45 protein-coding genes are annotated in these 26,652 nt (G+C 33.0%); 39 read left to right on the top strand and 6 right to left on the bottom strand.

All coding sequences use genetic code 11. From position 1 onward, the window contains the following. The 31 genes from rplD (at nucleotide 1) to LWW95_02885 (ending at nucleotide 14,522) form a co-directional block, all read left to right on the top strand. The gene (gene rplD, locus LWW95_02735) at nucleotides 1-624 is read left to right on the top strand and encodes a 50S ribosomal protein L4 (protein MDL1955955.1); all 624 of its coding nucleotides are present in this window, start codon (nucleotides 1-3) and stop codon (nucleotides 622-624) included. Then, nucleotides 621-911 (top strand): 50S ribosomal protein L23, encoded by a 291-nt coding sequence (gene rplW, locus LWW95_02740; GenBank protein ID MDL1955956.1) that lies wholly within the window; start codon nucleotides 621-623, stop codon nucleotides 909-911. The genes rplD and rplW overlap by 4 nt, the downstream gene beginning before the upstream one ends. Nucleotides 912-914: 3 nt before the next feature. Beyond that, entirely contained in the window at nucleotides 915-1,736 is an 822-nt protein-coding gene (gene rplB, locus LWW95_02745; GenBank protein ID MDL1955957.1) for a 50S ribosomal protein L2, read from the top strand. 10 nt (nucleotides 1,737-1,746) lie between these two features. Continuing rightward, complete coding sequence (rpsS, locus tag LWW95_02750) at nucleotides 1,747-2,034, top strand: 30S ribosomal protein S19 (protein ID MDL1955958.1); 288 nt, start codon at nucleotides 1,747-1,749, stop codon at nucleotides 2,032-2,034. After that, entirely contained in the window at nucleotides 2,034-2,369 is a 336-nt protein-coding gene (rplV, locus tag LWW95_02755) for a 50S ribosomal protein L22 (protein ID MDL1955959.1), read from the top strand. Before rpsS ends, rplV begins: the two co-directional genes overlap by 1 nt. An 11-nt stretch (nucleotides 2,370-2,380) precedes the next feature. Then, entirely contained in the window at nucleotides 2,381-3,025 is a 645-nt protein-coding gene (rpsC, locus tag LWW95_02760) for a 30S ribosomal protein S3 (GenBank protein MDL1955960.1), read from the top strand. Nucleotides 3,026-3,037: 12 nt separating this feature from the next. Continuing rightward, complete coding sequence (gene rplP / locus LWW95_02765) at nucleotides 3,038-3,460, top strand: 50S ribosomal protein L16 (GenBank protein ID MDL1955961.1); 423 nt, start codon at nucleotides 3,038-3,040, stop codon at nucleotides 3,458-3,460. Next, a complete protein-coding gene (gene rpmC, locus LWW95_02770) occupies nucleotides 3,450-3,638 on the top strand; it encodes a 50S ribosomal protein L29 (GenBank protein ID MDL1955962.1) in 189 nt (62 codons plus the stop codon). The genes rplP and rpmC overlap by 11 nt, the downstream gene beginning before the upstream one ends. A gap of 5 nt (nucleotides 3,639-3,643) precedes the next feature. Then, the gene (gene rpsQ, locus LWW95_02775; GenBank protein MDL1955963.1) at nucleotides 3,644-3,898 is read left to right on the top strand and encodes a 30S ribosomal protein S17; all 255 of its coding nucleotides are present in this window, start codon (nucleotides 3,644-3,646) and stop codon (nucleotides 3,896-3,898) included. Between the two features lie 9 nt (nucleotides 3,899-3,907). Next, complete coding sequence (rplN, locus tag LWW95_02780) at nucleotides 3,908-4,276, top strand: 50S ribosomal protein L14 (protein ID MDL1955964.1); 369 nt, start codon at nucleotides 3,908-3,910, stop codon at nucleotides 4,274-4,276. Then, nucleotides 4,276-4,608 (top strand): 50S ribosomal protein L24, encoded by a 333-nt coding sequence (gene rplX / locus LWW95_02785; protein ID MDL1955965.1) that lies wholly within the window; start codon nucleotides 4,276-4,278, stop codon nucleotides 4,606-4,608. Before rplN ends, rplX begins: the two co-directional genes overlap by 1 nt. An 8-nt stretch (nucleotides 4,609-4,616) precedes the next feature. Further along, on the top strand, nucleotides 4,617-5,159 hold the full coding sequence (gene rplE, locus LWW95_02790; protein ID MDL1955966.1) for a 50S ribosomal protein L5: 543 nt from the start codon (nucleotides 4,617-4,619) through the stop codon (nucleotides 5,157-5,159). Between the two features lie 2 nt (nucleotides 5,160-5,161). Then, nucleotides 5,162-5,347 (top strand): type Z 30S ribosomal protein S14, encoded by a 186-nt coding sequence (locus LWW95_02795; GenBank protein ID MDL1955967.1) that lies wholly within the window; start codon nucleotides 5,162-5,164, stop codon nucleotides 5,345-5,347. 12 nt (nucleotides 5,348-5,359) lie between these two features. Continuing rightward, nucleotides 5,360-5,761 (top strand): 30S ribosomal protein S8, encoded by a 402-nt coding sequence (rpsH, locus tag LWW95_02800; protein MDL1955968.1) that lies wholly within the window; start codon nucleotides 5,360-5,362, stop codon nucleotides 5,759-5,761. Between the two features lie 10 nt (nucleotides 5,762-5,771). Next, on the top strand, nucleotides 5,772-6,308 hold the full coding sequence (gene rplF / locus LWW95_02805; protein MDL1955969.1) for a 50S ribosomal protein L6: 537 nt from the start codon (nucleotides 5,772-5,774) through the stop codon (nucleotides 6,306-6,308). Beyond that, nucleotides 6,309-6,677 carry a 50S ribosomal protein L18 gene (rplR, locus tag LWW95_02810; protein ID MDL1955970.1) on the top strand — a complete coding sequence of 123 codons (369 nt, stop codon included), beginning with the start codon at nucleotides 6,309-6,311 and terminating at the stop codon, nucleotides 6,675-6,677. It abuts the gene before it with no gap. Nucleotides 6,678-6,687: 10 nt separating this feature from the next. Then, nucleotides 6,688-7,185 (top strand): 30S ribosomal protein S5, encoded by a 498-nt coding sequence (gene rpsE / locus LWW95_02815; GenBank protein MDL1955971.1) that lies wholly within the window; start codon nucleotides 6,688-6,690, stop codon nucleotides 7,183-7,185. After that, on the top strand, nucleotides 7,185-7,361 hold the full coding sequence (gene rpmD, locus LWW95_02820) for a 50S ribosomal protein L30 (protein ID MDL1955972.1): 177 nt from the start codon (nucleotides 7,185-7,187) through the stop codon (nucleotides 7,359-7,361). The genes rpsE and rpmD overlap by 1 nt, the downstream gene beginning before the upstream one ends. A 12-nt stretch (nucleotides 7,362-7,373) precedes the next feature. Then, complete coding sequence (gene rplO, locus LWW95_02825; GenBank protein ID MDL1955973.1) at nucleotides 7,374-7,814, top strand: 50S ribosomal protein L15; 441 nt, start codon at nucleotides 7,374-7,376, stop codon at nucleotides 7,812-7,814. Next, entirely contained in the window at nucleotides 7,815-9,122 is a 1,308-nt protein-coding gene (gene secY, locus LWW95_02830) for a preprotein translocase subunit SecY (protein MDL1955974.1), read from the top strand. A 21-nt stretch (nucleotides 9,123-9,143) separates the two neighbouring features. After that, nucleotides 9,144-9,788 (top strand): adenylate kinase, encoded by a 645-nt coding sequence (locus tag LWW95_02835; protein MDL1955975.1) that lies wholly within the window; start codon nucleotides 9,144-9,146, stop codon nucleotides 9,786-9,788. Continuing rightward, nucleotides 9,788-10,537 (top strand): type I methionyl aminopeptidase, encoded by a 750-nt coding sequence (gene map / locus LWW95_02840; GenBank protein ID MDL1955976.1) that lies wholly within the window; start codon nucleotides 9,788-9,790, stop codon nucleotides 10,535-10,537. Before LWW95_02835 ends, map begins: the two co-directional genes overlap by 1 nt. 6 nt (nucleotides 10,538-10,543) lie before the next feature. Further along, nucleotides 10,544-10,762 (top strand): translation initiation factor IF-1, encoded by a 219-nt coding sequence (gene infA / locus LWW95_02845; GenBank protein ID MDL1955977.1) that lies wholly within the window; start codon nucleotides 10,544-10,546, stop codon nucleotides 10,760-10,762. A 28-nt stretch (nucleotides 10,763-10,790) separates the two neighbouring features. After that, entirely contained in the window at nucleotides 10,791-10,904 is a 114-nt protein-coding gene (gene rpmJ, locus LWW95_02850; GenBank protein MDL1955978.1) for a 50S ribosomal protein L36, read from the top strand. 11 nt (nucleotides 10,905-10,915) lie between these two features. Beyond that, nucleotides 10,916-11,299 (top strand): 30S ribosomal protein S13, encoded by a 384-nt coding sequence (rpsM, locus tag LWW95_02855; GenBank protein MDL1955979.1) that lies wholly within the window; start codon nucleotides 10,916-10,918, stop codon nucleotides 11,297-11,299. Between the two features lie 11 nt (nucleotides 11,300-11,310). Then, a complete protein-coding gene (gene rpsK, locus LWW95_02860) occupies nucleotides 11,311-11,700 on the top strand; it encodes a 30S ribosomal protein S11 (protein MDL1955980.1) in 390 nt (129 codons plus the stop codon). A 22-nt stretch (nucleotides 11,701-11,722) separates the two neighbouring features. Beyond that, a complete protein-coding gene (gene rpsD, locus LWW95_02865) occupies nucleotides 11,723-12,349 on the top strand; it encodes a 30S ribosomal protein S4 (GenBank protein ID MDL1955981.1) in 627 nt (208 codons plus the stop codon). Between the two features lie 19 nt (nucleotides 12,350-12,368). Continuing rightward, a complete protein-coding gene (locus tag LWW95_02870) occupies nucleotides 12,369-13,394 on the top strand; it encodes a DNA-directed RNA polymerase subunit alpha (GenBank protein MDL1955982.1) in 1,026 nt (341 codons plus the stop codon). Beyond that, nucleotides 13,384-13,752, top strand: coding sequence for a 50S ribosomal protein L17 (gene rplQ, locus LWW95_02875; protein MDL1955983.1), 369 nt, complete (start codon nucleotides 13,384-13,386; stop codon nucleotides 13,750-13,752). Before LWW95_02870 ends, rplQ begins: the two co-directional genes overlap by 11 nt. Before the next feature lie 100 nt (nucleotides 13,753-13,852). After that, nucleotides 13,853-14,062, top strand: coding sequence for a 30S ribosomal protein S21 (gene rpsU / locus LWW95_02880; protein ID MDL1955984.1), 210 nt, complete (start codon nucleotides 13,853-13,855; stop codon nucleotides 14,060-14,062). A 10-nt stretch (nucleotides 14,063-14,072) separates the two neighbouring features. Continuing rightward, nucleotides 14,073-14,522 (top strand): GatB/YqeY domain-containing protein, encoded by a 450-nt coding sequence (locus tag LWW95_02885; GenBank protein ID MDL1955985.1) that lies wholly within the window; start codon nucleotides 14,073-14,075, stop codon nucleotides 14,520-14,522. Here the strand turns inward: LWW95_02885 and LWW95_02890 are convergent. Together LWW95_02890 and LWW95_02895 are read right to left on the bottom strand one after the other, a co-directional pair. Beyond that, nucleotides 14,519-15,520 carry a phosphatase PAP2 family protein gene (locus LWW95_02890; protein ID MDL1955986.1) on the bottom strand — a complete coding sequence of 334 codons (1,002 nt, stop codon included), beginning with the start codon at nucleotides 15,518-15,520 and terminating at the stop codon, nucleotides 14,519-14,521. The two genes, LWW95_02885 and LWW95_02890, sit on opposite strands and share 4 nt — an antisense overlap. Beyond that, nucleotides 15,498-17,930, bottom strand: a complete 2,433-nt coding sequence (locus LWW95_02895) for a DNA-directed DNA polymerase (protein ID MDL1955987.1) — start codon at nucleotides 17,928-17,930, stop codon at nucleotides 15,498-15,500. The genes LWW95_02890 and LWW95_02895 overlap by 23 nt, the downstream gene beginning before the upstream one ends. A 71-nt stretch (nucleotides 17,931-18,001) precedes the next feature. On the opposite strand from LWW95_02895, the gene LWW95_02900 reads away from it, so the two are divergent. Next, on the top strand, nucleotides 18,002-18,460 hold the full coding sequence (locus tag LWW95_02900; protein ID MDL1955988.1) for a flavin reductase family protein: 459 nt from the start codon (nucleotides 18,002-18,004) through the stop codon (nucleotides 18,458-18,460). On the opposite strand, the gene serS is transcribed toward LWW95_02900, so the two are convergent. Beyond that, a complete protein-coding gene (serS, locus tag LWW95_02905) occupies nucleotides 18,438-19,730 on the bottom strand; it encodes a serine--tRNA ligase (GenBank protein ID MDL1955989.1) in 1,293 nt (430 codons plus the stop codon). The two genes, LWW95_02900 and serS, sit on opposite strands and share 23 nt — an antisense overlap. A 75-nt stretch (nucleotides 19,731-19,805) precedes the next feature. Between serS and LWW95_02910 the strand changes: the two genes are divergently transcribed. Genes LWW95_02910 through LWW95_02930 form a run of 5 tightly spaced genes read left to right on the top strand, consistent with a single transcriptional unit; the run spans nucleotide 19,806 to nucleotide 22,904 of the window. Further along, the gene (locus LWW95_02910) at nucleotides 19,806-20,342 is read left to right on the top strand and encodes an HDIG domain-containing protein (GenBank protein MDL1955990.1); all 537 of its coding nucleotides are present in this window, start codon (nucleotides 19,806-19,808) and stop codon (nucleotides 20,340-20,342) included. 3 nt (nucleotides 20,343-20,345) lie between these two features. Further along, the gene (locus LWW95_02915; GenBank protein MDL1955991.1) at nucleotides 20,346-21,290 is read left to right on the top strand and encodes a D-alanine--D-alanine ligase; all 945 of its coding nucleotides are present in this window, start codon (nucleotides 20,346-20,348) and stop codon (nucleotides 21,288-21,290) included. Continuing rightward, nucleotides 21,277-22,038, top strand: coding sequence for a hypothetical protein (locus tag LWW95_02920; protein MDL1955992.1), 762 nt, complete (start codon nucleotides 21,277-21,279; stop codon nucleotides 22,036-22,038). The genes LWW95_02915 and LWW95_02920 overlap by 14 nt, the downstream gene beginning before the upstream one ends. Before the next feature lie 3 nt (nucleotides 22,039-22,041). Then, entirely contained in the window at nucleotides 22,042-22,374 is a 333-nt protein-coding gene (locus LWW95_02925) for a hypothetical protein (GenBank protein MDL1955993.1), read from the top strand. After that, complete coding sequence (locus LWW95_02930; protein MDL1955994.1) at nucleotides 22,371-22,904, top strand: phosphatase PAP2 family protein; 534 nt, start codon at nucleotides 22,371-22,373, stop codon at nucleotides 22,902-22,904. Before LWW95_02925 ends, LWW95_02930 begins: the two co-directional genes overlap by 4 nt. On the opposite strand, the gene LWW95_02935 is transcribed toward LWW95_02930, so the two are convergent. The 3 genes from LWW95_02935 to LWW95_02945 all read right to left on the bottom strand — a co-directional run bounded on the left by LWW95_02935 (nucleotide 22,891) and on the right by LWW95_02945 (nucleotide 25,041). Continuing rightward, on the bottom strand, nucleotides 22,891-23,100 hold the full coding sequence (locus LWW95_02935) for a hypothetical protein (GenBank protein ID MDL1955995.1): 210 nt from the start codon (nucleotides 23,098-23,100) through the stop codon (nucleotides 22,891-22,893). The two genes, LWW95_02930 and LWW95_02935, sit on opposite strands and share 14 nt — an antisense overlap. A 64-nt stretch (nucleotides 23,101-23,164) precedes the next feature. Next, the gene (locus LWW95_02940; protein ID MDL1955996.1) at nucleotides 23,165-24,112 is read right to left on the bottom strand and encodes a hypothetical protein; all 948 of its coding nucleotides are present in this window, start codon (nucleotides 24,110-24,112) and stop codon (nucleotides 23,165-23,167) included. Between the two features lie 11 nt (nucleotides 24,113-24,123). Next, a complete protein-coding gene (locus tag LWW95_02945; protein MDL1955997.1) occupies nucleotides 24,124-25,041 on the bottom strand; it encodes a S1 family peptidase in 918 nt (305 codons plus the stop codon). 202 nt (nucleotides 25,042-25,243) lie between these two features. On the opposite strand from LWW95_02945, the gene LWW95_02950 reads away from it, so the two are divergent. Next, nucleotides 25,244-26,281, top strand: a complete 1,038-nt coding sequence (locus LWW95_02950; GenBank protein MDL1955998.1) for a bis-aminopropyl spermidine synthase family protein — start codon at nucleotides 25,244-25,246, stop codon at nucleotides 26,279-26,281. A gap of 23 nt (nucleotides 26,282-26,304) precedes the next feature. Further along, nucleotides 26,305-26,652 (top strand): adenosylmethionine decarboxylase, encoded by a 348-nt coding sequence (gene speD / locus LWW95_02955; GenBank protein ID MDL1955999.1) that lies wholly within the window; start codon nucleotides 26,305-26,307, stop codon nucleotides 26,650-26,652.

The following is a 26,652-nucleotide window of genomic DNA, read 5'->3' on the forward strand; positions in this document are numbered from 1 at the left end:
ATGCCAGAAGTACCTCTTTATAATCAGCAAGGACAGGAGATAGGAAAAATTGAATTGGCGGAAAATATATTTAATGTACCAATAAAACCATATTTGATTTATGAAGTAGTAAAATGGCAGCTTGCATGTCGTAGAGCTGGTACTGCTTCTACAAAAACAAGAGGTGAAGTAAGAGGTGGAGGGAGAAAACCTTGGCGTCAAAAAGGTACTGGCAGAGCAAGACAAGGCAGTATTCGTGCACCTCATTGGGTAGGAGGAGGAGTAGTATTTGGCCCTAAACCTAGAGATTATTCTTATTGTTTACCTAAAAAAGTAAGGAGACAAGCATTAAAAATTGCACTTACTTCAAAACTTAAAAGCAATTACTTAAAAGTTGTAGATAATATTGTTTTAGAGGAAATTAAAACAAAAAAATTTTTAGAAATAATGCGTAATTTAAATATTGACGGTGCACTGATTGTTACTAATGGAAAGGAAGAAGCTCTTAAATTAGCTTCACGTAATGTAAAGGCATTTTTAGTATTACCAGTAGAAGGGTTAAATGTTTATGATATTTTACGTTATAAACACCTTGTACTTTTGCAAAATGCTATACCTAAAATTGAGGAGCGGTTAAACAAATGAAGGATATTTATCAAATAATAAAAAGACCAATAATTACTGAAAAAAGTACTACTATGAAAGAAACAATGAATAAGGTGGCGTTTGAAGTAGACCCAAGGGCAAATAAACATGAAATAAAAGAGGCAGTTGAAAAACTTTTTAATGTAAAAGTATTAAAAGTACACACTATTAAAATAAAAGGAAAAAAGAAAAGACTTGGTCGTTGGGAGGGAAAGAAAAAAGATATAAAAAAAGCAATTGTTACTTTACGACCTGGTGATCGAATAGAATTTTTTGAAGGAGTTTAAAATATGCCTATTCGTAAGTGTAAACCTACTTCTCCTGGAAGGCGTTTTCAAACATATTCGACATTTGAAGAAATTACAAAGACTGAACCAGAAAAAAGTCTAGTTGTACCTTTAAAAAGACATGCTGGTCGAAATGTCTACGGTCGTATTACATGCAGACATAAGGGAGGTGGTCATAAGAGGCTTTATCGCATTATTGATTTTAAAAGGGATAAAGATGGTATACCAGCTAAAGTAGCAGCTATAGAATATGACCCTAACCGTTCAGCAAGAATTGCCTTGCTTCATTATGCAGATGGAGAAAAAAGATATATTTTAGCACCAGTTGGTTTATCTGTAGGTGATACGGTAATTTCAGGAGAAAATGTAGATATAAAACCTGGCAATTGTTTACCTTTAAAAAATATTCCTGTAGGTACAATTGTCCATAATGTAGAATTAAGACCAGGAAAGGGAGGACAAATTGCTAGAAGCGCAGGTGCTTATGCACAAATACTTGCTAAAGAGGAACCTTATGCCCATTTACGTTTACCTTCTGGTGAAGTAAGACTTATACGACTTGAATGTCGAGCTACAATCGGCCAAGTTGGTAATCTTGATCATATGCATATAAATATTGGTAAGGCAGGACGTTCACGTTGGTTGGGAATTAGACCTACTGTAAGAGGAGTAGCTATGAATCCTGTTGATCATCCTTTAGGTGGAGGTGAAGGCAGATCTTCTGGTGGAAGGCATCCTTGTACACCATGGGGTAAACCGACAAAAGGTTATAAAACTAGAGGGAAAAAACCTAGTGATAAATATATTATTAAAAGAAGAAAATAGGAGGATTTAGTTGGGACGCTCAAAGAAAAAAGGGCCATATGTTGACCCAAAGTTGTTAAAAAAAGTGTTAAAATTAAAAGAAAGTGGAGAAAAAAAGGTTATTAAAACTTGGTCTAGACGTTCAACAATTATTCCCGAATTTGTTGGATTTACTTTTGCTGTCCATAATGGACGAAAATTCATACCTGTTTATGTTACAGAGAATATGGTAGGGCATAAATTAGGAGAGTTTGCTCCTACGCGTGTATTTTATGGCCATGCTGGTGATAAAAAAGGTAGAGTAAAGGGGAAAAAGTAATGGAGGCAAAAGCAGTTGCAAGATATGTAAGGATTGCACCGCGTAAAGTAAGATTAGTAATAGATTTAGTGAGGGGGAAAAAAGTAGATGAGGCTTTGGCTATCTTGCAATTTACACCAAAAAGGGCATCGCGTGTAGTAATGAAGTTAATTAAATCAGCAGTAGCTAATGCTGAACAGAATCCAGATGTTGATATAGATAATTTATACATAAAACGCATTTATGCTGATGAAGGCCCAACATTAAAAAGGATTAGACCAAGAGCATTTGGGCGAGCTTATTTAATTAGAAAAAGAACTAGCCATATTACTGTAATTCTGGATGAATTGACTTAAGGAGGAATGCCTTGGGACAAAAAGTACATCCAATAGGATTTAGATTAGGTATCACAAAAACTTGGGATTCTAGATGGTATGCAGAAAAAGAATTTCCAAAGTTTGTAGTTGAAGACAAAAAAATTAGAGATTTTATTAAAAAACAACTTTATCATGCTGGTATTTCAAAAATAGAAATTGAGCGTGCAGCTAATAGGGTAAGAATAAGGATCCATACTGCTCGACCAGGAATTGTTATTGGAAAGAAAGGAGTAGAGATAGAAAAATTAAGAAGAGAATTAGAGAAACATATAAAAAGAGAAAGTTTAATAGATATTGTTGAAGTAAAAAGACCAGAACTTGACGCACAATTAGTAGCAGAAAACATTGCTTTACAACTAGAAAGACGTGTAGCATTTAGACGTGCAATGAAAAGAGCAGTAGCAACGAGTTTAAAATTCGGTGCTCAAGGTATTAAAGTGGAATGTTCTGGACGACTTGGTGGTGCAGAAATGGCTAGAACAGAGTGGTATCGTGAAGGTAGAGTACCTTTACATACATTAAGAGCAGATATAGACTATGGATTTGCTGAAGCTTATACAATTTATGGTGTGATTGGTGTAAAAGTTTGGATATTTAAGGGTGAAATAATTGAGAGAAAACCTATATCTACATAATGGGAGAAGAAAATGTTAGCACCAAAAAAAGTAAAATATAGAAAGCAACAAAAAGGCAGATTAAGAGGAATAGCTACACGAGGTAATACTTTGGCATTTGGTGACTTTGGACTTAAGGCTTTAGGACGTTGTTGGTTAACTGCACAACAAATAGAAGCAGCACGTGTAGCTATTACACGTCATTTAAAAAAAGGAGGAAAAATTTGGATTAGAGTATTTCCAGATAAACCTATTACTAGAAAACCAGCAGAAACAAGAATGGGTTCAGGTAAAGGTTCACCTGAAGGTTGGGTAGCAGTCATAAAACCTGGTCGTATACTTTATGAAATAAAAGGAGTACCAGAAGATATTGCTATAGAGGCATTACGTTTGGCATCACATAAATTACCTATACCGACAAAGATTGTTGTACGGAGTGCATTGTATGCGGGCTAGTGAATGGCGTAAATTTAGTAAAGAAGAACTTCAAATAAAATTAAATGAGCTTAGGGAAGAGCTTTTTAAATTACGTCTTCAACATAGTACTGGTCAACTAGAGAATGTGAAGAGGATTTCAGCAGTAAAAAAGGATATTGCAAGGATATTAACAATTTTGAATGAACAGGAGAGATAAAACCTATGGGAAGAGGGATAAAGAAAACATTTGAAGGTATTGTTGTGAGTGATAAAATGGATAAAACTGTAGTGGTAATGGTAGAAAGATTAATAAAACATCCAAGAACAGCAAAATATATTCGCCGACGGAAAAAATTTATGGCTCATGATGAAAGAAATGAATGTAAAATAGGAGACAAAGTGCAAATAATTGAATCTAGACCTATTAGCAGACATAAGCATTGGAGAGTTTTAAAAATTTTAGAAAAAGCGAAATAGGAGCAAGCCATGATTCAGGTACAGACAAAACTAGAAGTAGCTGATAATTCTGGAGCAAAAAAAGTGGCTTGTATTGGTATTATTGGAGGTTCAGGGAAAAAATATGCTGAGGTTGGTGATACAATAGTTGTTTCAGTAAAAGATGCTTTACCTGATTCAAAGGTAGAAAAAGGAACAGTTTTACGAGCCGTAGTGGTTAGAACAAAAAAAGAAGTAGGACGTCCAGATGGCACATATGTGCGTTTTGATGATAATGCAGTTGTTTTAATAAATCAATTTGGAGATCCAATTGGTACACGTATATTTGGTCCTGTAGCAAGAGAATTAAGGGCAAAAAATTTTATGAAAATTATTTCTTTAGCACCTGAGGTAGTGTAATGGCACGTATAAAGTTACATGTTAAAAAGAATGATAAAGTAATGGTTATTGCAGGAAAAGAAAAGGGTAAAATTGGGCGTGTATTACGTGTTTTTCCAAAAACACAACGAGTTATTGTAGAAAAAGTAAATATTGTTAAACGCCATACTCCTCCAAGCCCTACAACAGGTCAAGGGGGGATTATTGAAAAAGAAGCTCCAATTCATGTTTCAAATGTTATGATTATGTGTGATAAATGTATGAATCCAACAAGGGTGGGTAGAAAAATTTTAGAAGATGGAAGGAAAGTAAGATATTGTAAAAAATGTGGAGAATTGATTGATAAAATTTGAGGTTAGATATGAAGGCGAGGTTGCAGGAATATTACGAAAAGGAAGTAGTGCCGCAGTTGATCAAGGAATTTGGTTATAAAAATCCTATGCAAGTACCTAAATTGGAAAAGATTGTTATTAATATGGGTTTGGGGGAAGCAACACAAAATATAAAAATTTTAGATTCTGCTGTGGAAGAATTAGCTCTTATTACAGGACAGCGCCCTGTTATTTGCAGGGCAAAGAAATCTATTGCTGCTTTTAAATTGCGGGCAGGAATGCCTATTGGATGTAAAGTGACTTTGCGCAGAACAAAAATGTATGATTTCTTTGATAAATTGGTTCATTTTGCCCTTCCAAGAGTAAGGGATTTTAAAGGTGTTTCAGACAAATCTTTTGATGGAAGAGGTAATTATACTTTAGGTATTCGAGAACAAATTGTTTTTCCTGAAATAGATTATGATAAAATAGATAAAATTAAAGGAATGAATATTACTTTTGTTACAACAGCAAAGACTGATGAAGAAGCAAAAGCTCTTTTAGAAAAATTAGGGCTACCTTTTAGGAGATAAATATGGCTAGGAAGGCACTTATGATAAAAGCACAAAAACCTCAAAAATTTAAAGTAAGAAAATATAATAGATGCCCATTATGTGGACGGGCTAGGGCTTTTTTAAGAAAATTTGGTGTGTGTCGTATATGTTTTCGTAATTTAGCTTTAAAGGGTGAAATCCCTGGAATAAGGAAAGCAAGTTGGTAAAGAGGGGGAATCATGTCTGGTATTACGGATCCCATTGCTGATATGTTAACTCGTATAAGGAATGCTACAAAGGCTCATAAAACAGAAGTAGAAATTCCAGCTTCAAAGATGAAATTAAATATTGCTCGTATTCTTAAAGAAGAAGGTTTCATTCAACAATATAAATTGATTAAGGATGGTAAACAAGGAATTATAAAAATTACTTTAAAATATGATGAAAATAAAAAAAGTGTAATTAGTGGACTTAAGCGAGTAAGTAAACCTGGAAGACGTATTTATGTTAAAAAAGATAAACTTCCTTATGTATTAAATGGATTAGGAATCGCCATTATTTCTACATCTAAAGGTGTAATGACTGATAAAGAAGCAAGAAAATTAGGTATTGGTGGTGAGTGGCTCTGTTCAATATGGTAGGAGGTTATGTATGTCCAGAATAGGGAAAAAACCAATAGTTATTCCTGAAAATGTTAAGGTAATTATTAATAATGGAGAAATACAAGTAAAGGGGCCAAAAGGAGAGCTTAAAAGAAATATAGTGCCTGGTATTAAAGTGGAAAAAGAAGGTAATGTTTTAAAAGTAATGAGAGAAAATGATACAAAAAAACTAAAAGCACTGCATGGATTAATGAGACAGCTTATTGCTAATATGGTTGTGGGTGTAACTGAAGGTTTTAAAAAAACATTAGTAGTTGAAGGCTTAGGATACAAGGCTGATTTAAAAGGAAAAAAACTTATTTTATCTTTAGGTTTTTCTCATCCTGTAGAATATGAACCTCCATCAGATATAAAGCTTGCAGTAGATGGAAATAAAATTATTGTAGAAGGTATAGACAAAGAGCAGGTAGGACAAGTAGCAGCTATTATTCGCCGTTTTAAACCACCTGAACCATATAAAGGTAAAGGAATCCGATATATAGACGAACAAGTGCGACGGAAGGCAGGGAAGACAGGAGGAAAATAAATGACGCCAAAAGAAAAACGGCTTGCTAGATTGCGGCGTAAGCGACGTATACGTAAAAAGATTTTTGGCACATCAGAAAGACCTAGACTTTGTGTTTATAGAAGTTTAAAGCATATGTATGCTCAAATAATAGATGATACTAAAGGTATAACTTTAGTTGCTGCTTCTACCCTTGATCCTGAAATAAGGGATAAAGTAAAAGAATTAAAAGGAAAAATTGCAAAGGCAGAAGTTGTTGGAAAATTAATTGCAAAAAGAGCATTAGAAAAAGGGATAAAAAAAGTAGTTTTTGACCGTAATGGCTTTCTTTATCACGGACGAGTTAAGGCTGTAGCAGAAGGTGCAAGGGAAGGTGGATTAGATTTTTAAAGGAGGGAAAATGGTTTTAGAGGAAGAAAAAGATGTTAAAACTGAATTAATAGATAAAGTTGTCAGTATTAGACGAGTAACCAAAGTTGTGAAAGGTGGAAAACGTTTTAAATTTAGTGCGTTGGTTGTAGTAGGAGATGGTGCTGGAATGGTAGGATATGGATTAGGAAAAGCACAGGAAGTGCCAGATGCAATTAGAAAGGCTTTAGAAAAGGCAAAAAAGAGTATGATAAAAGTACCACTTAGAGGTTCAACCATTCCTCATGAAGCTTTAGCTAAATTTGGAGCAGCAAAGGTAGTATTAAAACCAGCTTCAAAAGGTACAGGTATAAAGGCAGGTGGGGCTGTAAGAGCAATTATGGAAGCAGTTGGTGTAAAAGATGTGTTAACAAAGTGTATAGGTTCAAGAAATCCACATAATGTAGTTAAGGCAGTAATAAAGGCTTTTCAAGAAATGAAAAGTCCAGAAGAGGTAGCTAAAAGAAAGGGAATCAAAGAGGCTGCATGATGGGAACTATTAAAGTAAAGTTGATAAAAAGTAAAAATGGATGGTCTAAAAAACAAAAGGCAACCCTTAAAAGTTTACGCTTAACTAAATTAAATAAAGTAGTTGAATTACCTGATAAACCTCAAATAAGAGGGATGATTAGAAAGGTATCTCATCTTGTTCAGGTAATTGAATAGGGGGAAATAATGATTTCTTTAAGTCAATTAAAGCCACCTCAGGGTGCTATAAAAAAGAAAAAAAGATTAGGGCGTGGAGATAGCTCTGGTCATGGTAATACCTCTGGTCGTGGACAAAAAGGACAAAAGGCAAGGAGTGGCAATGTACCACCATATTTTGAAGGTGGACAGATGCCACTTTATAGACGCTTACCTAAACGTGGATTCAAAAACATTTTTAAAGAAGAATATGAAATTGTAAATATCAGGGATCTTGTTAAAAAATTTAAAGAAAATGAGGAAGTTACACCTGAAAGGCTTTTAGAAGTAGGTTTGGTGAAAAAGAAAAAGTTAAAAGTAAAAATCTTAGGAGATGGTGAGATTAATTTTCCTTTAATAATAAAAGTACATAAAATAAGCAAACAGGCAAGGGAAAAAATAGAAGCTGCAGGAGGAAAGATAGAGGTAATTTAGGTGATTCAAGGTTTTCAAAATATTCCTAAAATTCCAGAATTAAAGAGACGGATTGGTTTTACTATTTTAATGTTAGCAGTTTATCGTCTAGGTGTTCATATTCCTACCCCAGGTGTAGATACAGCAGCACTTACAGCTTTTTTTATGAAAACACGAGGAACTCTCTTTGGCATGATAGATATGTTTTCAGGTGGTGCACTAAGGCGTCTCTCTATCTTTGCACTTGGTATTATGCCATATATAAGTGCTGCCATTATTTTTGAATTATTAACTGCTGTAGTTCCTTATTTAGAAAATTTAAAAAAAGAAGGTGAATTAGGAAGACGAAAAATCATACAATATACACGTTATGCTACAGTTGGTTTAAGCCTATTTCAAGGTTTTTTAATTTCAATGGGATTAGAAAATATGGTAATTGGCGATGTACCAGTAGTACCTCATCCAGGTTGGGGATTTAGATTGCTTACTATGATAACACTTGCTTCAGGAACAGTTTTTTTGATGTGGTTAGGAGAACAAATTACAGAAAAAGGTATAGGGAATGGAATTTCTCTTATTATTTTTGCAGGTATTGTAGCAGATATGCCACCAGCAACAATAAATACTTTTAGATTATTACGTACAGGTGAAATGAGTGTTTTTCAATTTATATTTCTTATTTTTCTTATGATAGCTACAGTAGCTTTTATTGTCTTTATGGAAAGAGCACAACGTCGAATTCCTATTCAATATGCCAGACGAGTGGTAGGAAGACGTATTTATGGTGGTCAAAGTACTCATTTACCATTGAGACTTAATACATCAGGTGTAATACCTCCTATTTTTGCTTCTTCTATACTTATGTTTCCTGCAACAATTGCTCAGTTTTTAAAAATACCTGTCATAGAAAAAGTAAGTCACTTATTTGGTTGGGGTACTCCTCTTTATCTTATTCTTTATGTAATTTTAATTATTTTCTTTTGTTATTTTTATACAGCTATCATTTTTAATCCTGAAGATGTTGCTGATAATATGCGAAAATATGGAGGTTATATTCCAGGAATAAGACCTGGTAAAAGAACAGCAGATTATATTGACAAAGTCCTTACCCGCTTAACATTTGTTGGTGCTCTTTATGTATCATTGGTATGTGTTTTACCTACTATTTTGATTAAAAAATTTCATGTACCATTTTATTTTGGAGGAACAGCCTTATTAATTGTTATTGGAGTAGGAATTGAGACAATTGCTCAAATTGAAACTCATTTAATTGCTAGATATTATGAAGGATTTTTAAAGAAAAGCAAATTTAAAGGGGTTAGATATTAAATTAAAAAAAAGGAGGTAAAGATGAATTTGATCTTTTTAGGAGCACCAGGGGCAGGTAAAGGGACACAGGCAAAAATGTTAATTGAAAAATACAGTATCCCCCAAATCTCTACAGGTGATATGCTTAGAGCAGCAGTAGCAGCAGGTACTGAGTTGGGGAAAAAGGCTGAAGAATATATGAAAAAAGGACAACTTGTGCCAGATGAAGTTGTTATTGGATTAATTGAAGAAAGATTAAAAGAGCCAGATTGTGAAAAAGGATTTATTTTGGATGGTTTCCCTCGCACTGTAGCCCAAGCTGAAGCATTAGAAAAAGTATTAGAAAAACTTGGGAAAAAATTAGATCATGTTATCAGTATTGAAGTACCAGAAGAAGATTTAATCAAACGTCTTACTGGTAGAAGGACTTGTAAAAAATGTGGGGCTATGTATCATATAATTTTTAATCCACCTAAACAGGAAGGAGTTTGTGATAAGTGTGGTGGTGAGCTTTATCAGCGAGCAGATGATAATGAAGAAACAGTAAAATCACGTTTAGAGGTATATAATAATCAAACTAAACCATTAATTGACTTCTATGAAAAGAAAGGGCTTTTACGCCGTATTGATGGCACTGGAAGTATTCAGGAGATTTTTGAACGTATATTAAAGTTATTAGAAAGCTAATGATCATTTTGAAAGCTCCTTGGGAAATTGAGAAAATGCGACGAAGTAATGCAATTGTAGCTGAAATTTTGGCTATTTTAAAAGAAGCAGTAAAACCAGGAATTACAACAATGGAATTAAATGAATTGGCAGAAGAACTCTGTATAAAAAAAGGAGCACGACCTGCTTTTAAAGGTTATCGCAATTACCCTTATAGCCTTTGTGTTTCTATTAATGAAGAAGTTGTACATGGTTTACCGTCAAAAAAACGTTATTTACAAGAAGGAGATATTGTTAGTTTAGATTTTGGTGTATTTTACGATGGCTATTATGGGGATGCAGCCATTACTGTACCTGTGGGAAAAATTTCTGCTAATGCAAAACGCTTATTAGAAGTCACAGAAAATGCCCTTTATAAAGGAATTGAACAAGCAAGAGAAGGGCGGCGGGTTTTGGACATTTCAGCAGCTATTCAAACTTATGTAGAATCACATGGTTATTCTGTTGTTAGACAATTTGTTGGTCATGGGATTGGTCGTTCATTACATGAAGACCCTCAAGTGCCAAATTTTGGTAAACCTGGAAAGGGGGCAAAATTAAAGGTAGGGATGGTTTTAGCAATTGAACCTATGGTAAATGAAGGTACATATGAAGTTGAAATTTTGCCAGATGGTTGGACAGCAGTAACTAAAGATCGTAAATTGTCTGCCCATTTTGAACATACTGTAGCTATTACAAAAAATGGACCAGAAATTTTATCTAAAATATAAGTAAATATGCCAAAAGAAGAACCAATTGAAGTAGAAGGAAAAGTTATAGAAGCCCTACCCAACGCAATGTTTAGGGTAGAGCTAGATAATGGTCATAAAGTATTGGCACATGTGGCAGGAAAGTTGCGTGTGCATTTTATTAAAATTCTGCCTGGTGATAGAGTAAAAGTAGAACTTTCTCCCTATGACTTGACGCGAGGCAGAATAGTTTATAGGATTAAATAGCAAAAATTGCGCCAAAAGGATATAAAAGATGAAGGTAAGGTCCTCGGTAAAAAAAATGTGTAAAAAGTGTAAGGTTATTAAAAGAAAAGGGATAATTAGAATAATTTGTGAAAATCCAAAACATAAACAAAGACAGGGATAAGGAGGCAGATAGTGGCAAGGATTGCTGGAGTGGAAATGCCTAAAGGGAAAAGGATTGAAATTGCTTTAACTTATATCTTTGGAATCGGGCGCAGTTCTTCTCAAAAAATATTACAAAAAGCAGGGGTGGATTTTGATAAAAAAGTAGAAGAGCTTACTGATGAAGAATTGACTAAAATTAGAGAAATTATTGATAAAGAATATAAAGTTGAAGGTGATTTAAAAAGAGAAATAGCAGCAAATATTAAAAGGTTAATAGATATAGGATGTTATCGAGGAATGAGACATGTTAGAGGGCTTCCTGTTCGTGGACAACGCACCCGTTCAAATGCGCGAACAAGAAAGGGACCACGTGGTTCTGTTTTAGGTAAGAGAAAGAGGAAAGAAAAATCGTAAGGAGTCAATAAATGGCAAGAAAAAGGGTTAGAGCAAGGAAAAAAGAAAAAAAGATTGTTGAAGAAGGAATTGCTCATATTCAAGCTACCTTTAATAATACTATTGTCACTATTACTGATAAACAAGGAAATACTATTGTCTGGTCAAGTGCTGGAGTAAAAGGGTTTAAAGGTTCAAGAAAAGGAACACCTTTTGCTGCTCAAGTAGCAGCTGAAGATGCAGCTAAAAAGGCAATAGAACATGGTATGAAAAGAGTAGAAGTTTATGTTAAAGGGCCTGGAGCTGGAAGAGAACCTGCTATCAGAGCCATTCAAGCAGCAGGTCTAAAAATAACCTTAATTAAGGATGTAACACCCATTCCTCATAATGGGTGTCGTCCACCAAAAAGAAGAAGGGTTTAATTAATTTAATAGGAGGTTAGCTTTGGCTAGATACACAGGGCCTGTTTGTCGTTTATGTCGTCGGGAGGGAGTAAAATTATTTCTTAAAGGTGAAAGATGTTATACAGATAAGTGTGCTTTAGAAAGACGTCCATATCCACCAGGACAGCATGGACAAATGAGGATAAAAAAGACAGATTATGGTATACTTTTAAGAGAAAAGCAAAAATTGAAGAGAATTTATGGAGTTCTTGAAAAACAATTTCATCGTTATTTTGAGGAAGCTGTTAGACTTAAAGGTGTTACAGGTGAAAATCTATTAATGTTATTAGAAAGAAGATTAGATAATGTTGTTTATCGCATGGGATTTGCTAACTCAAGACGCCAGGCAAGACAACTTGTAAGACATGGTCATGTCTTAGTCAATGATGAAAAGGTAGACATTCCTTCTTATTTAGTGGAAGTAGGAGACATTATAAAAATTCGTGAAAAAAGCAAAGATATTCCTTTTATTAAAGAAGCATTAGAAGCTGTTGCAAGGAGAGGTGTTCCTTCTTGGTTAGAAGTGGATAAAGAACGTTTAGAAGGTAGGGTTAAAGCTTTACCTACTCGTGATGAAATTGCTATTCCTGTTCAAGAACAACTCATTATAGAATTCTATTCTAAATAAATTTAAAAGAGGGTGTACCATGGAAAAAACTGGGTGGATAGGTTTGATTAAACCTAATAAAGTAGAAAAAGATGAAAAAACTTATTCCCCTTATTATGGCAAATTTGCCTATGAACCTTTAGAGAAGGGATATGGCATTACTTTAGGTAATGCATTGAGAAGGGTTTTACTTTCTTCTATTCAAGGTGCTGCTATTACTTCAGTAAGAATAGAAGGAATTTATCATGAATTCTCAACAATTCCTGGCGTGTTAGAAGATGTTACAGAGATTATTTTAAATTTAAAACAAGTAAGATTAAAACTTCATGATACACCACCTCGTATCATCCGGATTGAAAAAGAAGGTATAGGAGAAGTAAAGGCAAAGGATATTATCACAGATGGCACAGTAGAAGTCATTAACCCTGAACAACATATTGCTACTCTTACTTCAGAAACAAAACTTTCTATGGAAATGGTAGTAAAATTAGGTAAAGGTTATGTACCTGCAGAAAGAAATAAAGAAGAAGGACAACCAATAGGAACTATTCCAATTGATGCAATTTTTTCTCCTATAAAAAAGGTAAACTTTACTGTTCGTAGTGCTCGTGTAGGACGGATGACTGATTATGATAAATTAATTTTGGAAGTATGGACAGATGGAACTGTTACTCCAGAAGAGGCTGTTTCACAAGCAGCTAGAATATTAAGAGAGCAACTGGAAATATTCTTATTGCCTGAAGAAAAAGAAGCACATATTCCACCTCCTGAACCAGAAACAAAAGAAGAGGAAACTCATCCAGAAATACTCTATCGCACGATTGATGAGCTTGATCTTTCTGTAAGGGCATTAAATTGTTTAAAAAATGCCAATATTAAATTAATAGGAGAATTAGTCCAGAAAACAGAAGATGAATTGTTGAAGACAAAGAATTTTGGTCGTAAATCACTAAATGAAATAAAAACACTTCTTCAACAAATGGGTTTAACTTTAGGAATGAAGTTAGAAAATTTTCCTGATCCACAAATGCTTGAAAAAATAAAAGGAGAACATCATGAGGCATAGGAAAGTAGGAAGAAAATTAAGCCGCGTAGCTAGCCATCGCTGGGCTATGTTAAGAAATATGGTTACCTCTTTGTTTCAACATGAAAGGATTGAGACAACAGAAGCTAAAGCTAAGGAATTAAGAAAATTGGCAGAAAAAATGATTACTCTGGCAAAAAGAGGAGATCTTCATGCCAGGCGTCAGGTATTAGAAGTAGTAAGAGATAAAAAAATAGTAAAAAGATTATTTGATGAAATAGCAACAAGATATAGAGAAGTTAATGGAGGATATACACGTATTATAAAACTTGGTATAAGACGAGGTGATGGAGCTCCTACTGCTCTTATAGAATTAGTTAAAAAAGCAGAAACTAAGTGAAACTTTTAAAAATATCTTATATCCAGTAATTCCTTGACTTATAAGGAGGCAGAAACTATAATGCCTTTAGAAAATTTGAATGAGAGAGGAGGGAAGTTAGATGGCAGGTGTGAGGGTAGAGCCAGATGAGCCCTTTGAGTTAGCTCTTAAGCGCTTCAAGAAGGAAGTAGAAAAGGAAGGCATTCTTTCAGAATTAAAAAAAAGGCAGTTTTATGAAAAACCTAGTGTGCGTAGGAAAAAGAAAGCAATGGCTGCTCGTAAAAGATTGATGAAGCGCTTAAAGCGCCTAGGGCTTTTACAAAAAGATTAGAGGTCTAAAAATGCCACTTTATGAAGACATTGATGCACATCTTAAAGAAGCTATGAAAGCAAAGAACACAATAGCTTTAAATGCTTTACGTAGCTTACGCACTGTTATTAAAAATAGAGAGATAGAGCTACGACGTAAACTTGAAGATAGTGAAATCATTCAACTTGTTGCCAAACAAATTAAACAAAGGGAAGAGGCGATTGCCTTATATAAAAAAGGTGATCGCCCTGACTTAGTTGAAAAAGAAGAAAAAGAAATAGAAGTACTTAAACAATTTATGCCACCGCCAATTTCTAAAGAAGAACTTTTAGAGACACTCAAATCTATTATTGCCGAAGTAGGTGCTACTGGGCCTCAGGATATGGGAAAGGTTATGAAGGTAGCTATGAGACGTCTTGCTGGACGTGCAGATGGAAAAGTAGTAAGTGAGAAAGTTAAAGAATTGTTAAGCCAAATTTAATTTTTTACTAAGCTGTACATCAAATAAACAATAAGAGCACCAGCAATATCATCAATTAAATAGTGATAACCCAAAATCAAACTACCTATTATAATAAGCCAAAGAAACAAAAAGGAAATTATAACAACCCATTTTTTGCAAAAGTCTCGGGCTAATAAAAATATTTGTAAAGCATAACCTACATGGAAGCTAGGAAATGCAGCAATAGGTATAATAGCTTTACCTTTAAGTAGATTAAATGCCTCTATACCTTCTTTAAGAAATAATGTTTGTTGTTCAAGACAATAGTTATGATAATGCCAACTTATAAGTCCTGAAGGCAAATAATTAAAATAATTTTTATCAACATAAATTGGAGAAATAGCTGGGAAAAGATAATGTAATATACTTCCTAACATAAGGCTAAGACCATACACACCAAATAGTCTTTTTTTAAAAGTTTCATTCGAGGAAATTAGTCCTAAAAGGAAAAGCCAATGGGCAAATGCCCAACCAGGAACATAAACAATATCTAAAAAGCGATATAACCAAGTTGGTAAAGAGGAAAAAATAGGATGTACTAAAATCCAAAAACCTTTTTCCCATTTCCATAAGGGTACATGATGATTATAGATACTTCCGTAAACTTTAAGGGTGAAATAAATTTGAATAACAAATAAAAATGGAATTACCCATTTAAACCAATTGACAAGAATATTAACTTTCCATTTATGTGGAAGGAAATAATATAATTTCTCCTTAAAGAAGGATTCTAAGATTAACAACATACTAATAATAATTAATGACCATTTAAACCAATGGCTTCGTAAAATAAATTTAAATAAATAACCTCGAAAATTCATGTATAAATAATATTGTCCTAGAAGGGTATTTTGACTTATTTCAAATAGAGCAAAGAAAAAATTAAAAAGAAGATATAAATAAAATACACATAAAACAGGTTCTTTAAACCAATCATCTAATTGAAAATAGCCTTCAAATGATTTTACCTTCTCCATATATATTAAAATCTGTTTCTCTTACCCCTAAAACTTGAAGTACTCTTAAAGCAGCAGGTATTATTTGATGATATATATAATAATCGCTATCTATTTGTTCTAAAGATGCAAACTCTACTGGTTCTGCTCTTTCTGAAATAGAACCAGCTCCTTTTGTAATGACAAACATTATAAGCATTCCCTCTCCTACTTCTCCGCCTCTTTCCTTTATCTTTCTTGCTGCCATTACATGTGGCCCAATTTGCTTATAACTTTCAAGTGGTTTAGTTAATTCTTCATAAATAATTAAATCTCTTAATAAAATTTCTTTCCCCTTTACCTTTGCCACTATCTCTTTAACATAATCTTTTGCCTTCTCCACATCTTTTTCCTTTAAAACAAACTCAAGCACTTTTCTTTGTACTTCCTTTGCCAAATTGCACCAATCCCTTCTTACTGTCTCAAGTCCTCTAATTAAAAGCTCTCCTTTTTTATCAACTAAAGCATACCTTTTTTTAGCTGTTCCTGGTGCTGCCCCTTTTGGAATAAAAATACCTCTTTCATAATAGCCTTGAAGATCAAGCTCCAAAATACCTGGAAATTTTTTATTGATATAATCTAAAAAACTTTCAGTAACTTTCTCTATATCACCATTTTTTGTCTTTAAAAATAAAGAGTCAGTATCTGCGTAAATTACTGTAAATCCTTTATTTTCTGCCTCTTTAATAGCCTGCTTTATCCAATATCTGCCAAAAGCTGTACAACTCTCAGCACATTCTTTTGAATACCATTTTGAACCCGCAAAACCAAAATATCCATAAGTAGCATTAGCAATGATTTTTAAAGCATATTGTCTATTGTCAAAAACTCTATATTCTAAAGAAGATTTGTCCATTTCTTTCAATTTCTTTTTCAATTCAATTCTTTTCTTAATCAATTCCTTTACTACACTTGGAACAAAACCTTCTTTTTTGTTACAGAACCAATAATTTAATTCTGGCACTTTATGACCATCTTCTTTACAACACTCACAATTAAAAGTTTCAGGAGAAATATTAAAACTCACAATCAAACTTGGATAAAGTGATCTAAAATCTAAAACAGATATATTTTCATGAATCCCAGGAATAGGTTCTTTAACAAAACCACCTACATAACTTACACGCTTTCTTTTCAAAATTTCTTCAAACTTTGGTTGATTTGGTATAATCTCATTTTTTTCATCAGCCTTTCGAGATAAATACCATTCTACAAGTTGTCCATAAGTCATCCTTGAAATATCAAAGATAATTTGACCCACTATTCTTGAAATTTCAAATGCCTGAGGTAAAAGAATTTCAGCCAATCTATATGTAAGTTCTGAATCTTTGAGACAATATTCTGCTAATTTAGTTAAATTTTTCCCTTTATGCCAAGCCTCTAACATTTCTTGATAATCAATTTCAATTTTTTTATCTCCCAAAATTTCACTTGAAACTGCATCAAGTGTTAAAACTTCTGTTTGGAGACCTGGTGATAAAATATTGTTGATGAAATTAAAGATATCAATATGAACTATACCATTTAATCTAGCTGAACTAATCCTAGCCCTTCTAGTAAATTTAGTTTCTGTTTTATCTCTTGAAATAACTAATTTTACTTTATTAATTTGACATCTTTCATTTAAAACTTGAAAATCAAAGGAATCACCATAATATGTCACAATAATATCTGGATTATATGTATTAAAAGTTTTTACTATTTCTTGTAAAAGTTCCTTTTCATCTTTAACCAAATAAACCCATTTTGGATAATCAGCCCTTTGATCAGTCAAAACCTTTTTAAAATCTTTTCCATAAAATGAAGCCATCACTATTTTCTTTTTTCCTGCAATTTCAACAGTTTCAATATCAAAGGCCAAAATATTAAGTTGAGGGATAAAAATGTCCTCTAAAATATTTATTTTTTTTGCATTTAAAGCTAAATCTACATTATAATTTGTATTTATCTTCTCCCCCTCTATCTCAAGCCAGCAATTTCCATCAATTCGATTAGATATTAAGAATCTACGATAAAAATTTATTGCATATTCATACTCTTCAATAACAGAGCCACTTCCTCCCCTTTTTGCTTCTAATACCTTAATAAAATCTCTAATCTTTTGAGTATCTTGAGGTCTAAAACAGATAATCTTTAAAAATTTCTTAAATTCACCATTTAATTTTTTCTTTACTTCCTCAATATTTTTAATCTTTGCTTTTTTTCCTTTTAAAATTTTTTCTATCTCATCTTTTGCTTTTTTAACATCACTTGGTAAAACATAAAAATAAGGATCACTTTGAGCAAAAACAACTGCATTTTTACCTTCCTCTGTCTTCCCCCAAAGCCTTATCCTTGCTGTATCCTTTACAGTAATATAATCTGTGTCTAATAGAAAAAACTTCACTTTCATAATCAAAAAATTTATAATCCCTTTGACTTATTTTGTAAATATTTTAATATAAAACAAAAAGGAGGACAAAAATGCAAGATATTATTGCAAAAGCATTAATGCATGGAGTTTATGTTGTTACAGTTAAAGCTGAAGGACGAAAGAATGGAATGACAGCAGCTTGGGTCTCTCAAGTTTCTTTTAAACCTCCACTAATTATGGTCTCAATCGCTCCTGCCCGTTATACTCATGGACTCATTAAATCAGCTGGTTATTTTGCCATTAATACTTTAAGTGAGGATCAAATAGAGATTGCCAAACATTTTGGTTTTAAATCTGGTAGAAAAACAGATAAATTAGCAAATTTTGAACATTTTGAAGCTGGACATGGTTCACCTGTACTTAAAGATGCTTTAGCCTATATTGAATGTAAACTTGTTAATACATTTGAAGCTGGTGACCATACACTTTTTATTGGTGAGGCAATTGAAGGAAAGGTATTAAAGGAAGGGAAACAACCACTTTTATTCATTTGGGAAAGGTTTTTTTAGCTTCTATTTTCTCCTTCCCTCCCATGTAGGGACGCAATACAGGTGGGATTAATACTGAGCCATTTTGTAATTGATAATTTTCCAAAATAGCTACTACAGTACGTCCTATAGCCAAACCTGAGGCATTGAGTGTATGGACAAGCTCTGTCCCTTTTTTTCCTTTAGATTTAAACCGAATATTTGCTCTTCTTGCTTGAAATGTTTCAAAGTTACTACAAGAAGATACCTCTTTATAAACACCTTGCCCTGGAAGCCAAACTTCAATATCATATGTCTTTGCTGCTGAAAAACCTAAATCACCAGTGCAAAGAAGCACTATCCGATAATGAAGTCCAAGGCGTCTTAATACCTCCTCAGCATCATTTAATAATGTTTCTAACTCATCATAAGAAGTTTCTGGAGTAGTAAATTTTACCAATTCTACTTTATTAAATTGATGCTGTCGTACAATGCCTCTTACATCCCTACCATATGAACCTGCTTCAGCCCTAAAGCAAGCAGAATAAGCAACATATTTAATTGGTAAATCTTCTTCTCTTAAAATCTCATTTTGATGCAAATTTGTAACTGGCACTTCTGCTGTAGGAATCAAATAATAATCTTCTCCTTCCACTTTAAATAAATCTTCTTTAAACTTTGGCAATTGACCAGTACCAAAAAGACATTCTTCTCTTACTAAAAATGGAGGAAAAATCTCTATATATCCATGTTCATTTACATGTAAATCTATCATAAAATTGATAAGTGCTCGTTCCAAAGCCGCTCCATCACCTCTATAAACAACAAAACGAGAGCCTGAAATCTTAGCTGCTCTTTTAAAATCTAATATACCTAATGCCTCTCCAATCTCCCAATGTGGTTTTGGTGTGAATGTAAATTGAGGTTTTTCACCCCAAGTCCTTACTACTACATTTTCTGTCTCATCCTTACCTATAGGCACAGAAGGATGAGGGATATTAGGTAATTGAATAAGAAACTCTTGAATTTCTGCTTCTATTTTCTCTAATTCATCATCTAAATTATCTATTTTTTGAGAAAGTGTCTTTACTTCTCTCAAGAGCTCATTTATATCTTTTCCTGCTCTTTTTGCTTTAGAAATCTCTGCAGAAAGTTGATTTCTTTTTGCTTTAAGAACCTCTACTTCTTTAAGAATAACACGCCTTTTTTCATCAAGATTTAAAAATACGTTAATATCTAATTCTGATCCTCTTTTTTTAAGAGCATCTTTCACCAATTCAATATTTTTTCTTACAAATCGCAGATCTAACATAGTGGAATTATTTAGCATCAGGGTATAAGAAAGTCAATGTTGCCAATTTTGATAGAAGTTGGTAAAGAAAATTCTATGATTAAAATACCATCTCCAGTAGAGTGTCTTAATTTGTTAAAAAAATATGGAACGTATCCACATATTATTGCCCATTCAAAACAAGTTGCTAAAATCGCTTTATTCTTAGCACATTCACTCAAAGATGTAGGAATTGATTTAAATTTATCTTTAATTGAGGCTGGTGCCCTTTTACATGATATTGCTAAGACTTATAGCCTCAAACATCCTAATATAAATCATGCAGAAAAAGGTGCAGAATGGATAACTGCTTTAGGTTATCCAGAAGTAGCAGAAATTATAAGGTGGCATATAGAATTACCAAATGAATTAAAAATAGAAGAAAGAACAATTGTAAATTATTCAGATAAGCGTGTAAAACATCAAACTATTGTTTCACTTGAAGAAAGATTTGAAGATTTAATAAAACGGTATGGGAAAGATGAAAAAAGCAGACAAAGGATTGAGGAATTTTACAATCGTACAAAGGCACTTGAAAAAATAATTTTTTCTCATTTACCATTTGGACCAGAATTTATCAAAACATTGGAGTAAGAAATGAAAAAATTAACAATAGCATTACTCTGTGGAGGCAAATCAAACGAAAGAGAAATTTCTTTAAAAAGTTGTACACAAGTTAAAAATGCACTACCAAAAGAAAAATATGAAGTCATTATTTATGACCCAGCTACTGACATTCCTAAGCTTGTACAAGATGCTTCTAAAATTGATGTTGCTTTAATAATGCTTCATGGACGTTATGGAGAAGATGGTACAATCCAAGGTTTGCTAGACCTTTTAGGTATCCCTTATCAGTGTTCTGGTGTCTTAGCAAGTGCTTTAGCAATGAATAAAATTATGGCAAAAAGGATATTTCGCTCAGTTGGTTTAAAAGTACCAAGAGATATTGTTATATCTCATTATGAAAAATATGATCTTAATTATATTATTGATATGCTTGGACTTCCACTTATAGTAAAACCTTCGGATGGAGGATCAAGTATTGCATTAAGCCTTGTTGAAAATAAAGAGGAATTAAATTCAGCTATTGAAATTGCCTTTAAAGAGAGTGAAACTATCCTAATAGAAGAATATGTTAAAGGAAGAGAAATTACTGGTGGTGTTTTGGGAAATAAAGAATTATTAGCATTACCTATTGTTGAAATTATTCCACAAGGAAAACATACTTTTTTTGATTATGAGGCAAAATATGTACCTGGTGTTACAAAAGAAATCTGTCCTGCTTTATTGCCACCCCATCTCACTGAAAAGGCAAAAAAATGTGCTATTACTGCTCATAAAGCTTTAGGATGTAAAGGTTATAGTCGCACAGATATGATTTTAAAGGATGAAGATATTTATGTGCTTGAAATAAATACTATTCCTGGTATGACTGAAACTAGCCTTTTTCCTCTAGCTGCTAAAAAATTAGGAATATCTTTCACACAACTTTTAGAAAAATTAATAAATTTAGCGTTAGAAAGTGCCTATGAAAAGAGATAAGGAAATAAAACTGCTTAAAATGACTATTAATTTTTATCACGAACTTTTTTATAAACAAAAAAAAGAAGAATTGTCTCCACAATGGGAAGCTTTAGCAAAATGGGATATTGAACAATTAGAAATAAAAAAATTTAAAATTGGTTATTGTCCAGAAACAGACGAATTTGTTAAACATTATGCTGAAATTTTAAATACTTATCCAGCTATTACAGAAACTTTATGTAATTTAGGATTTATTAAAAAAGAAAACAATAATATAAAAGATGCATTAAGAGGACATTTTCTGTTTCCTTGTTATGATGAAAAGGGGGAGCTATTAAATTTAGCAGTTTATCATCAAAAAACAGGTTGGAAACTACTCTATCCTTATGATCCTCTTGGTATATTTGGGCTTTGGCAAGTAAGTTATGAATTAACAGACTATGGACTTGCCTTTCTTTTACCAGACATAATAAGTTTTTTTGCTTTTAAAAAACTGCTCTATCCTACTGGTGTTAATCCTTGTCTTGCATGTTTAAAAGGGATAAATGCCCCTCTTTGGGAAAAATTAGAATCTCTTGGAGTAGGTCAAGTATTAGTTATTGGTCAGGAAGTACCTAAAGAACTTAATACTTATATGGAAGTATTAGTCTTCCCAGATAAAGGTAATAGTCTTGCTAATTTAAAAGCCACTTTGCCACATTTGGCTAATCAACGCTTTCGTCGTTTAATTGAAGTAGGATTAGAAGTAATGAAAATAAAGGAGTAAATCATGCGTCAGTTATTATTTGATGAAATAAGTGCAGTAGATATTAAAAAAATTAACAATTATCTTAAAAAACAAGCTGAATCAACACCCTTACACAATGTTTATTGGGTACATTTGCCAGAAGACCTATGGGATGATATCCAGAAAGAGCATAAAAATTGCCAACCTTATTATTTTGCAGTAGAAGTAGGACAAAATTATATTCGTGTAGAATTATTAATTCGTAGCCGACAACGTCTCCATTGCAAATGTATAAAGTATGCTAATGAATCTCAACGTGCATTTATTTTAACATTTGTAGATAAACTAATAGAAACTTTAAAAATACGTACATGAATAATTTAATTTTTTTAGATAAATTTATTCTTCTTTCACTAAATAAACTTGCTCATCCTATTTTAGATATTTTCTTTTTATTTATCAGTTACTTAGGAGAATTTTGGATATTAACTATCCTTACTGCAATAGGGCTTTTATCTTATAGATGGAATATTTTTAAACATCATTGGCCTTGGTTAATGCTTGCTATGCTTTTAAGTCTCATAATGGTTTTAATTATTAAAGACTTAACAATGCGACCCCGTCCTCAATTAACTATTGCTGACATTCGAACTTTAAAGCCATTACCAAAAACATATGCATTTCCTTCAGCTCATACACAGACAGCTTTTTCTGCTGCCACTTATCTATGTCTTCTTTTTAGAAAAAAAATATTAATTTTTATCTTTTTAGGGCTAGCATTTTTGGTAGGAATAGCAAGAATTTATATTGGCGTTCATTATCCTTCTGATGTATTAGTTGGTGCTTTTATTGGCAGTGGTTTTAGTATTATAATATGGAAATTGCGGAAGTTTAAAGAGCACTAATTTCTCCAATTTCTTCTATTTCCACATTAATACCCTCAACCTTATTAGGGATTAATTTTTCTATCTCTGTTGTTTTCTCTTTTACATAAACTTTAATACAAGACACACCATCTTTAGTTTTGCCAATACCTACACCTACCACTCCATCTATTGCCATAAATTTAGATTCATATTTATTTTTTATTTCCTCAATCATCTTTTCACCTTATAAGAAGGATTGGCTTAATTTTAAAAAATCAAAACCAATCCCTCTTTTTTATTTATCTTATTGCTATCATAGACGCACTGATAAAATCAGACCCTGTAAATGATAATTTTCCCCATGCATTTCTCCCTTCTGACTCAACACGAAGCTTTGTTGTAACTGTTATAATTACCCATTTATTTGGACCTACAGTTAAAGGATTTGCTTCAATAGTTGTATAACGATCAATACGTCCTCTTTCATTAATATTATCATTAGACCTATTTTTTATATTAATCCATTTAGCACCTACCCAATAATTTTGATATACATTAATACCTATATCTAGTTTAATTTTAGCCCATCTATGATTCCACCATTTATCATTGGAATATATTCCATAATAACCATGAATACTGACCCATGCCCTTGGTCTTACAACTTCATAACCAGTAGGCCAATAAGCAAAATAAAGTGTATTATAAACAGTCACATCATTATCATCAGTATACCCCAATAGTCCATCCCCTTTTGCATATACCCATGGATGCATTCTATTGCTTGAAATTGCATATTTTGGACATGAATACCCACCATTTGTTATACCTCCTTCATTATGTTTATGTATGCTTCCACAACAATAATAAGGACTAGCACTGCCCCACCAATGGCTTTGAATACCCAACTCTACATTTGCCATAATGGAACTTATGCCTAATGCTTGCATATTCTGCAGCTGTTCTATTTCATTAATTAGCACTTCATCTGGTGTGCCTTCTAACTTTTCTGTCTCTTCTAAAGCTTTTATTGAAATTTTTTCTACTTCTTCATTTGTTTTTTCTAAAGTTTCTTTAGAAATATTCAAATTTTTAAGAAACTCAATCATTTCTTCTTCTTTTAGCCTACCCATCTCTATTTCACGAGCAATTGCTGCTTCCTTAATTGCATATTCTGCATCTGCTTCCCTTTTTATCTCAGCTTCAAGCATTTCTATTTCTTTTTTTAACAATTCCATATTAAACATTTTTTCCTCCTTTAATTTTTAATAAGCTTAATCCTTAAAGCCATTAAAACATTCTGAATCTTATTATGAACAGTTACGCGAGATGAACCTGCAAATAAAAGACCAACCACCCTCCCGTCCGTATCTAATAAAATAGAGCCTGAATCCCCACCTGCTGACATATTAGTCGTGAGAATTTGGTCTCTAAAATAGGCAATTCTACCTCCTCCATAATTAACAACTATACTGACATCAGTCCCAATAACCTTTCCGATTGTTGTTTGAGTAGTCCTTCCGCTTTTTTTAACACTCATACCTAAAGCAACCTCAGCACATCCATTTGGTATACCAATATTAATAATATCTGCTCTTACCATCCTTATTTCAATTGGTTTGGCAATAGCAGCATCCACTAAATTGTATCTATCTCTATCTCCAAAATTTATACGTACAAATCTTCTTAGATTGGCAATTAAATCATTAGGAAGACTCCCCCCATCATACCGACCAGGCTGTAAAATAGGATCTCCAATTCTAGCTATATTTGAATTAGCAAGAACATGATTGTTACTTAAGATATAAATTTCAGAACAACAAACATCTTTTACCAAACAACCAAATGTTCCTGCTGTGATGCGATAATGCCCTATACTATATCCAGGTCTAGCAGGTCTTAGTCTTGTTTTAAAGACCTGTGCCTCTATTTTACCAACTTCTTCTACATCAAGGGGGATCCCTTCATATTCAGCAGGAATAATAGCCTCTGCTGCTAGTTCTGCTTGTGGTAATTTCTTCTCTACATAAACTTTAATACAAATTTCTTCAGTAATTTGACCTCCTACTGTTTTAAATCCAATACCAACACCTACTACATTTGGAAATAAAAATACCTCTTCCTCAGCAGCTTCACGCACCATAGCCATTTTTAACAAATTTTCTTTTTCTACCATTTTTAACCTCCTTTAAAAATAAAAAAAATGTTTACAAAAACTTCCTTTTCATTTATCACCTCCTTTCCAATTCTCTTTTAACATAAAAAGGGGACAAAAAAGGAACAAAATATTTTTTATTTTTGCACCCCTTGACATTCTTTTTTAATCATGTAAAGATGACGCTCGCTATGATTTATGATCGAAGAGAGAGGAGGCGAGATTGGCCAAGGCAAGGGTTAGGCATTTGGCATTGCGAATTTTATTAGCCAAGCCCTTGAGCTATTGGCAACTCCTCAAGCAAATAGATGTTGATATACCCACTACTCAAAAGGTTTTAAAAGAACTTCTTGAAGAAGGTTTATTAGAATATCAAAATAATCTTTTTTCAGTTACTCCCAAAGGAAAAGAAGAAGCAAAAATTTTGGGTCTTTCCCCTTTTGTCTCAATTAGATGTCCTACATGTCAAGGTAAAGGTATTACATTTTCTTCATTTCAAGAATTATTAGAATTTTTTCAAGAATTAATTGTTGGACGTCCAAAAGCTATTTCTGAATATGACCAAGGATATGTAACACCTGCTGATACAGTTGCACGTGTATTATTTATGTATCAATTAGGAGATATAGAAGGAAAACAAATCTTTTTATTAGGTGATGATGACCTTACTTCTCTTGCTTTATTAGCATCTGGTTGGCCAAAGGAAGTAACAGTATTAGAAATAGATGAAAGAATTTTAAAATTTCTTGAAAAGAAAGCTGCTTCAAAAGGTTGGACTAATTTAAACATCTTTCATTATGATGCTCGTTATCCTATCCCTGAAGAATTAAGACAAAAATTTGATGTCTTTTTAACTGATCCAGTAGAAACAGTTGGTGGACTACGTTTATTTCTTTCTCGCTGTGTTGAAGCATTAAAAGGAGAAGGGGGAGTTGGCTATTTTGGCTTAACCCATCTTGAAGCTTCTCGCAGAAAATGGTGGCAAGTGCAAAGAGATATTTTAGATATGGGATTTACAATCACTGATATTCTTCGTAATTTTCACACTTATCTTTTAGAAAGAGATGATATATTGAATTTAGAATTACGGGTAGCTAAAGAAGCGCCAGTAGAAGTAAAAAGACCAGAAATAGATTTTTATACCTCTAATCTCTTTCGAATTTATGCTGCAGAATTACCCAGACCATTAGTAAAAGGCAAAGTAGATTGGGAAAGAGAACTTTATTATGATGAGGAGGCCTATGTAACCTGTCCTTATTAAAAAATAATTAATAGGGGGGTGAAATGGCATGTGCGGGGAAGCATTTGATATTAGAATTATGGGGATGTAAGGGAGAAGTACTTGATTCTGAAAAATTAATAAAAGAAATGCTTGAAAAGGGAGTTAAAACCTGTGGAGCTAGAGTGATAGAAATAAAAACACATAAGTTTAATCCGCAAGGGTTAAGTGCAGTTGCTCTTCTTAATGAATCTTATATGAGTATTCACTCTTGGCCTGAAATAGGTTATGCAGCAATTGACATTTATACCTGTGCTCCGTATCTAAATCCAGAAAAGGTGGTAGAAGTGATTAAATCGTACTTAAAGCCTCAAAAAATGCATCTGCTCAATTTTCATAGAGGTATAGATTAG

This window comes from Candidatus Desulfofervidus auxilii (genome assembly GCA_030262725.1).
In the GTDB taxonomy this organism is placed as follows: domain Bacteria; phylum Desulfobacterota; class Desulfofervidia; order Desulfofervidales; family Desulfofervidaceae; genus JAJSZS01.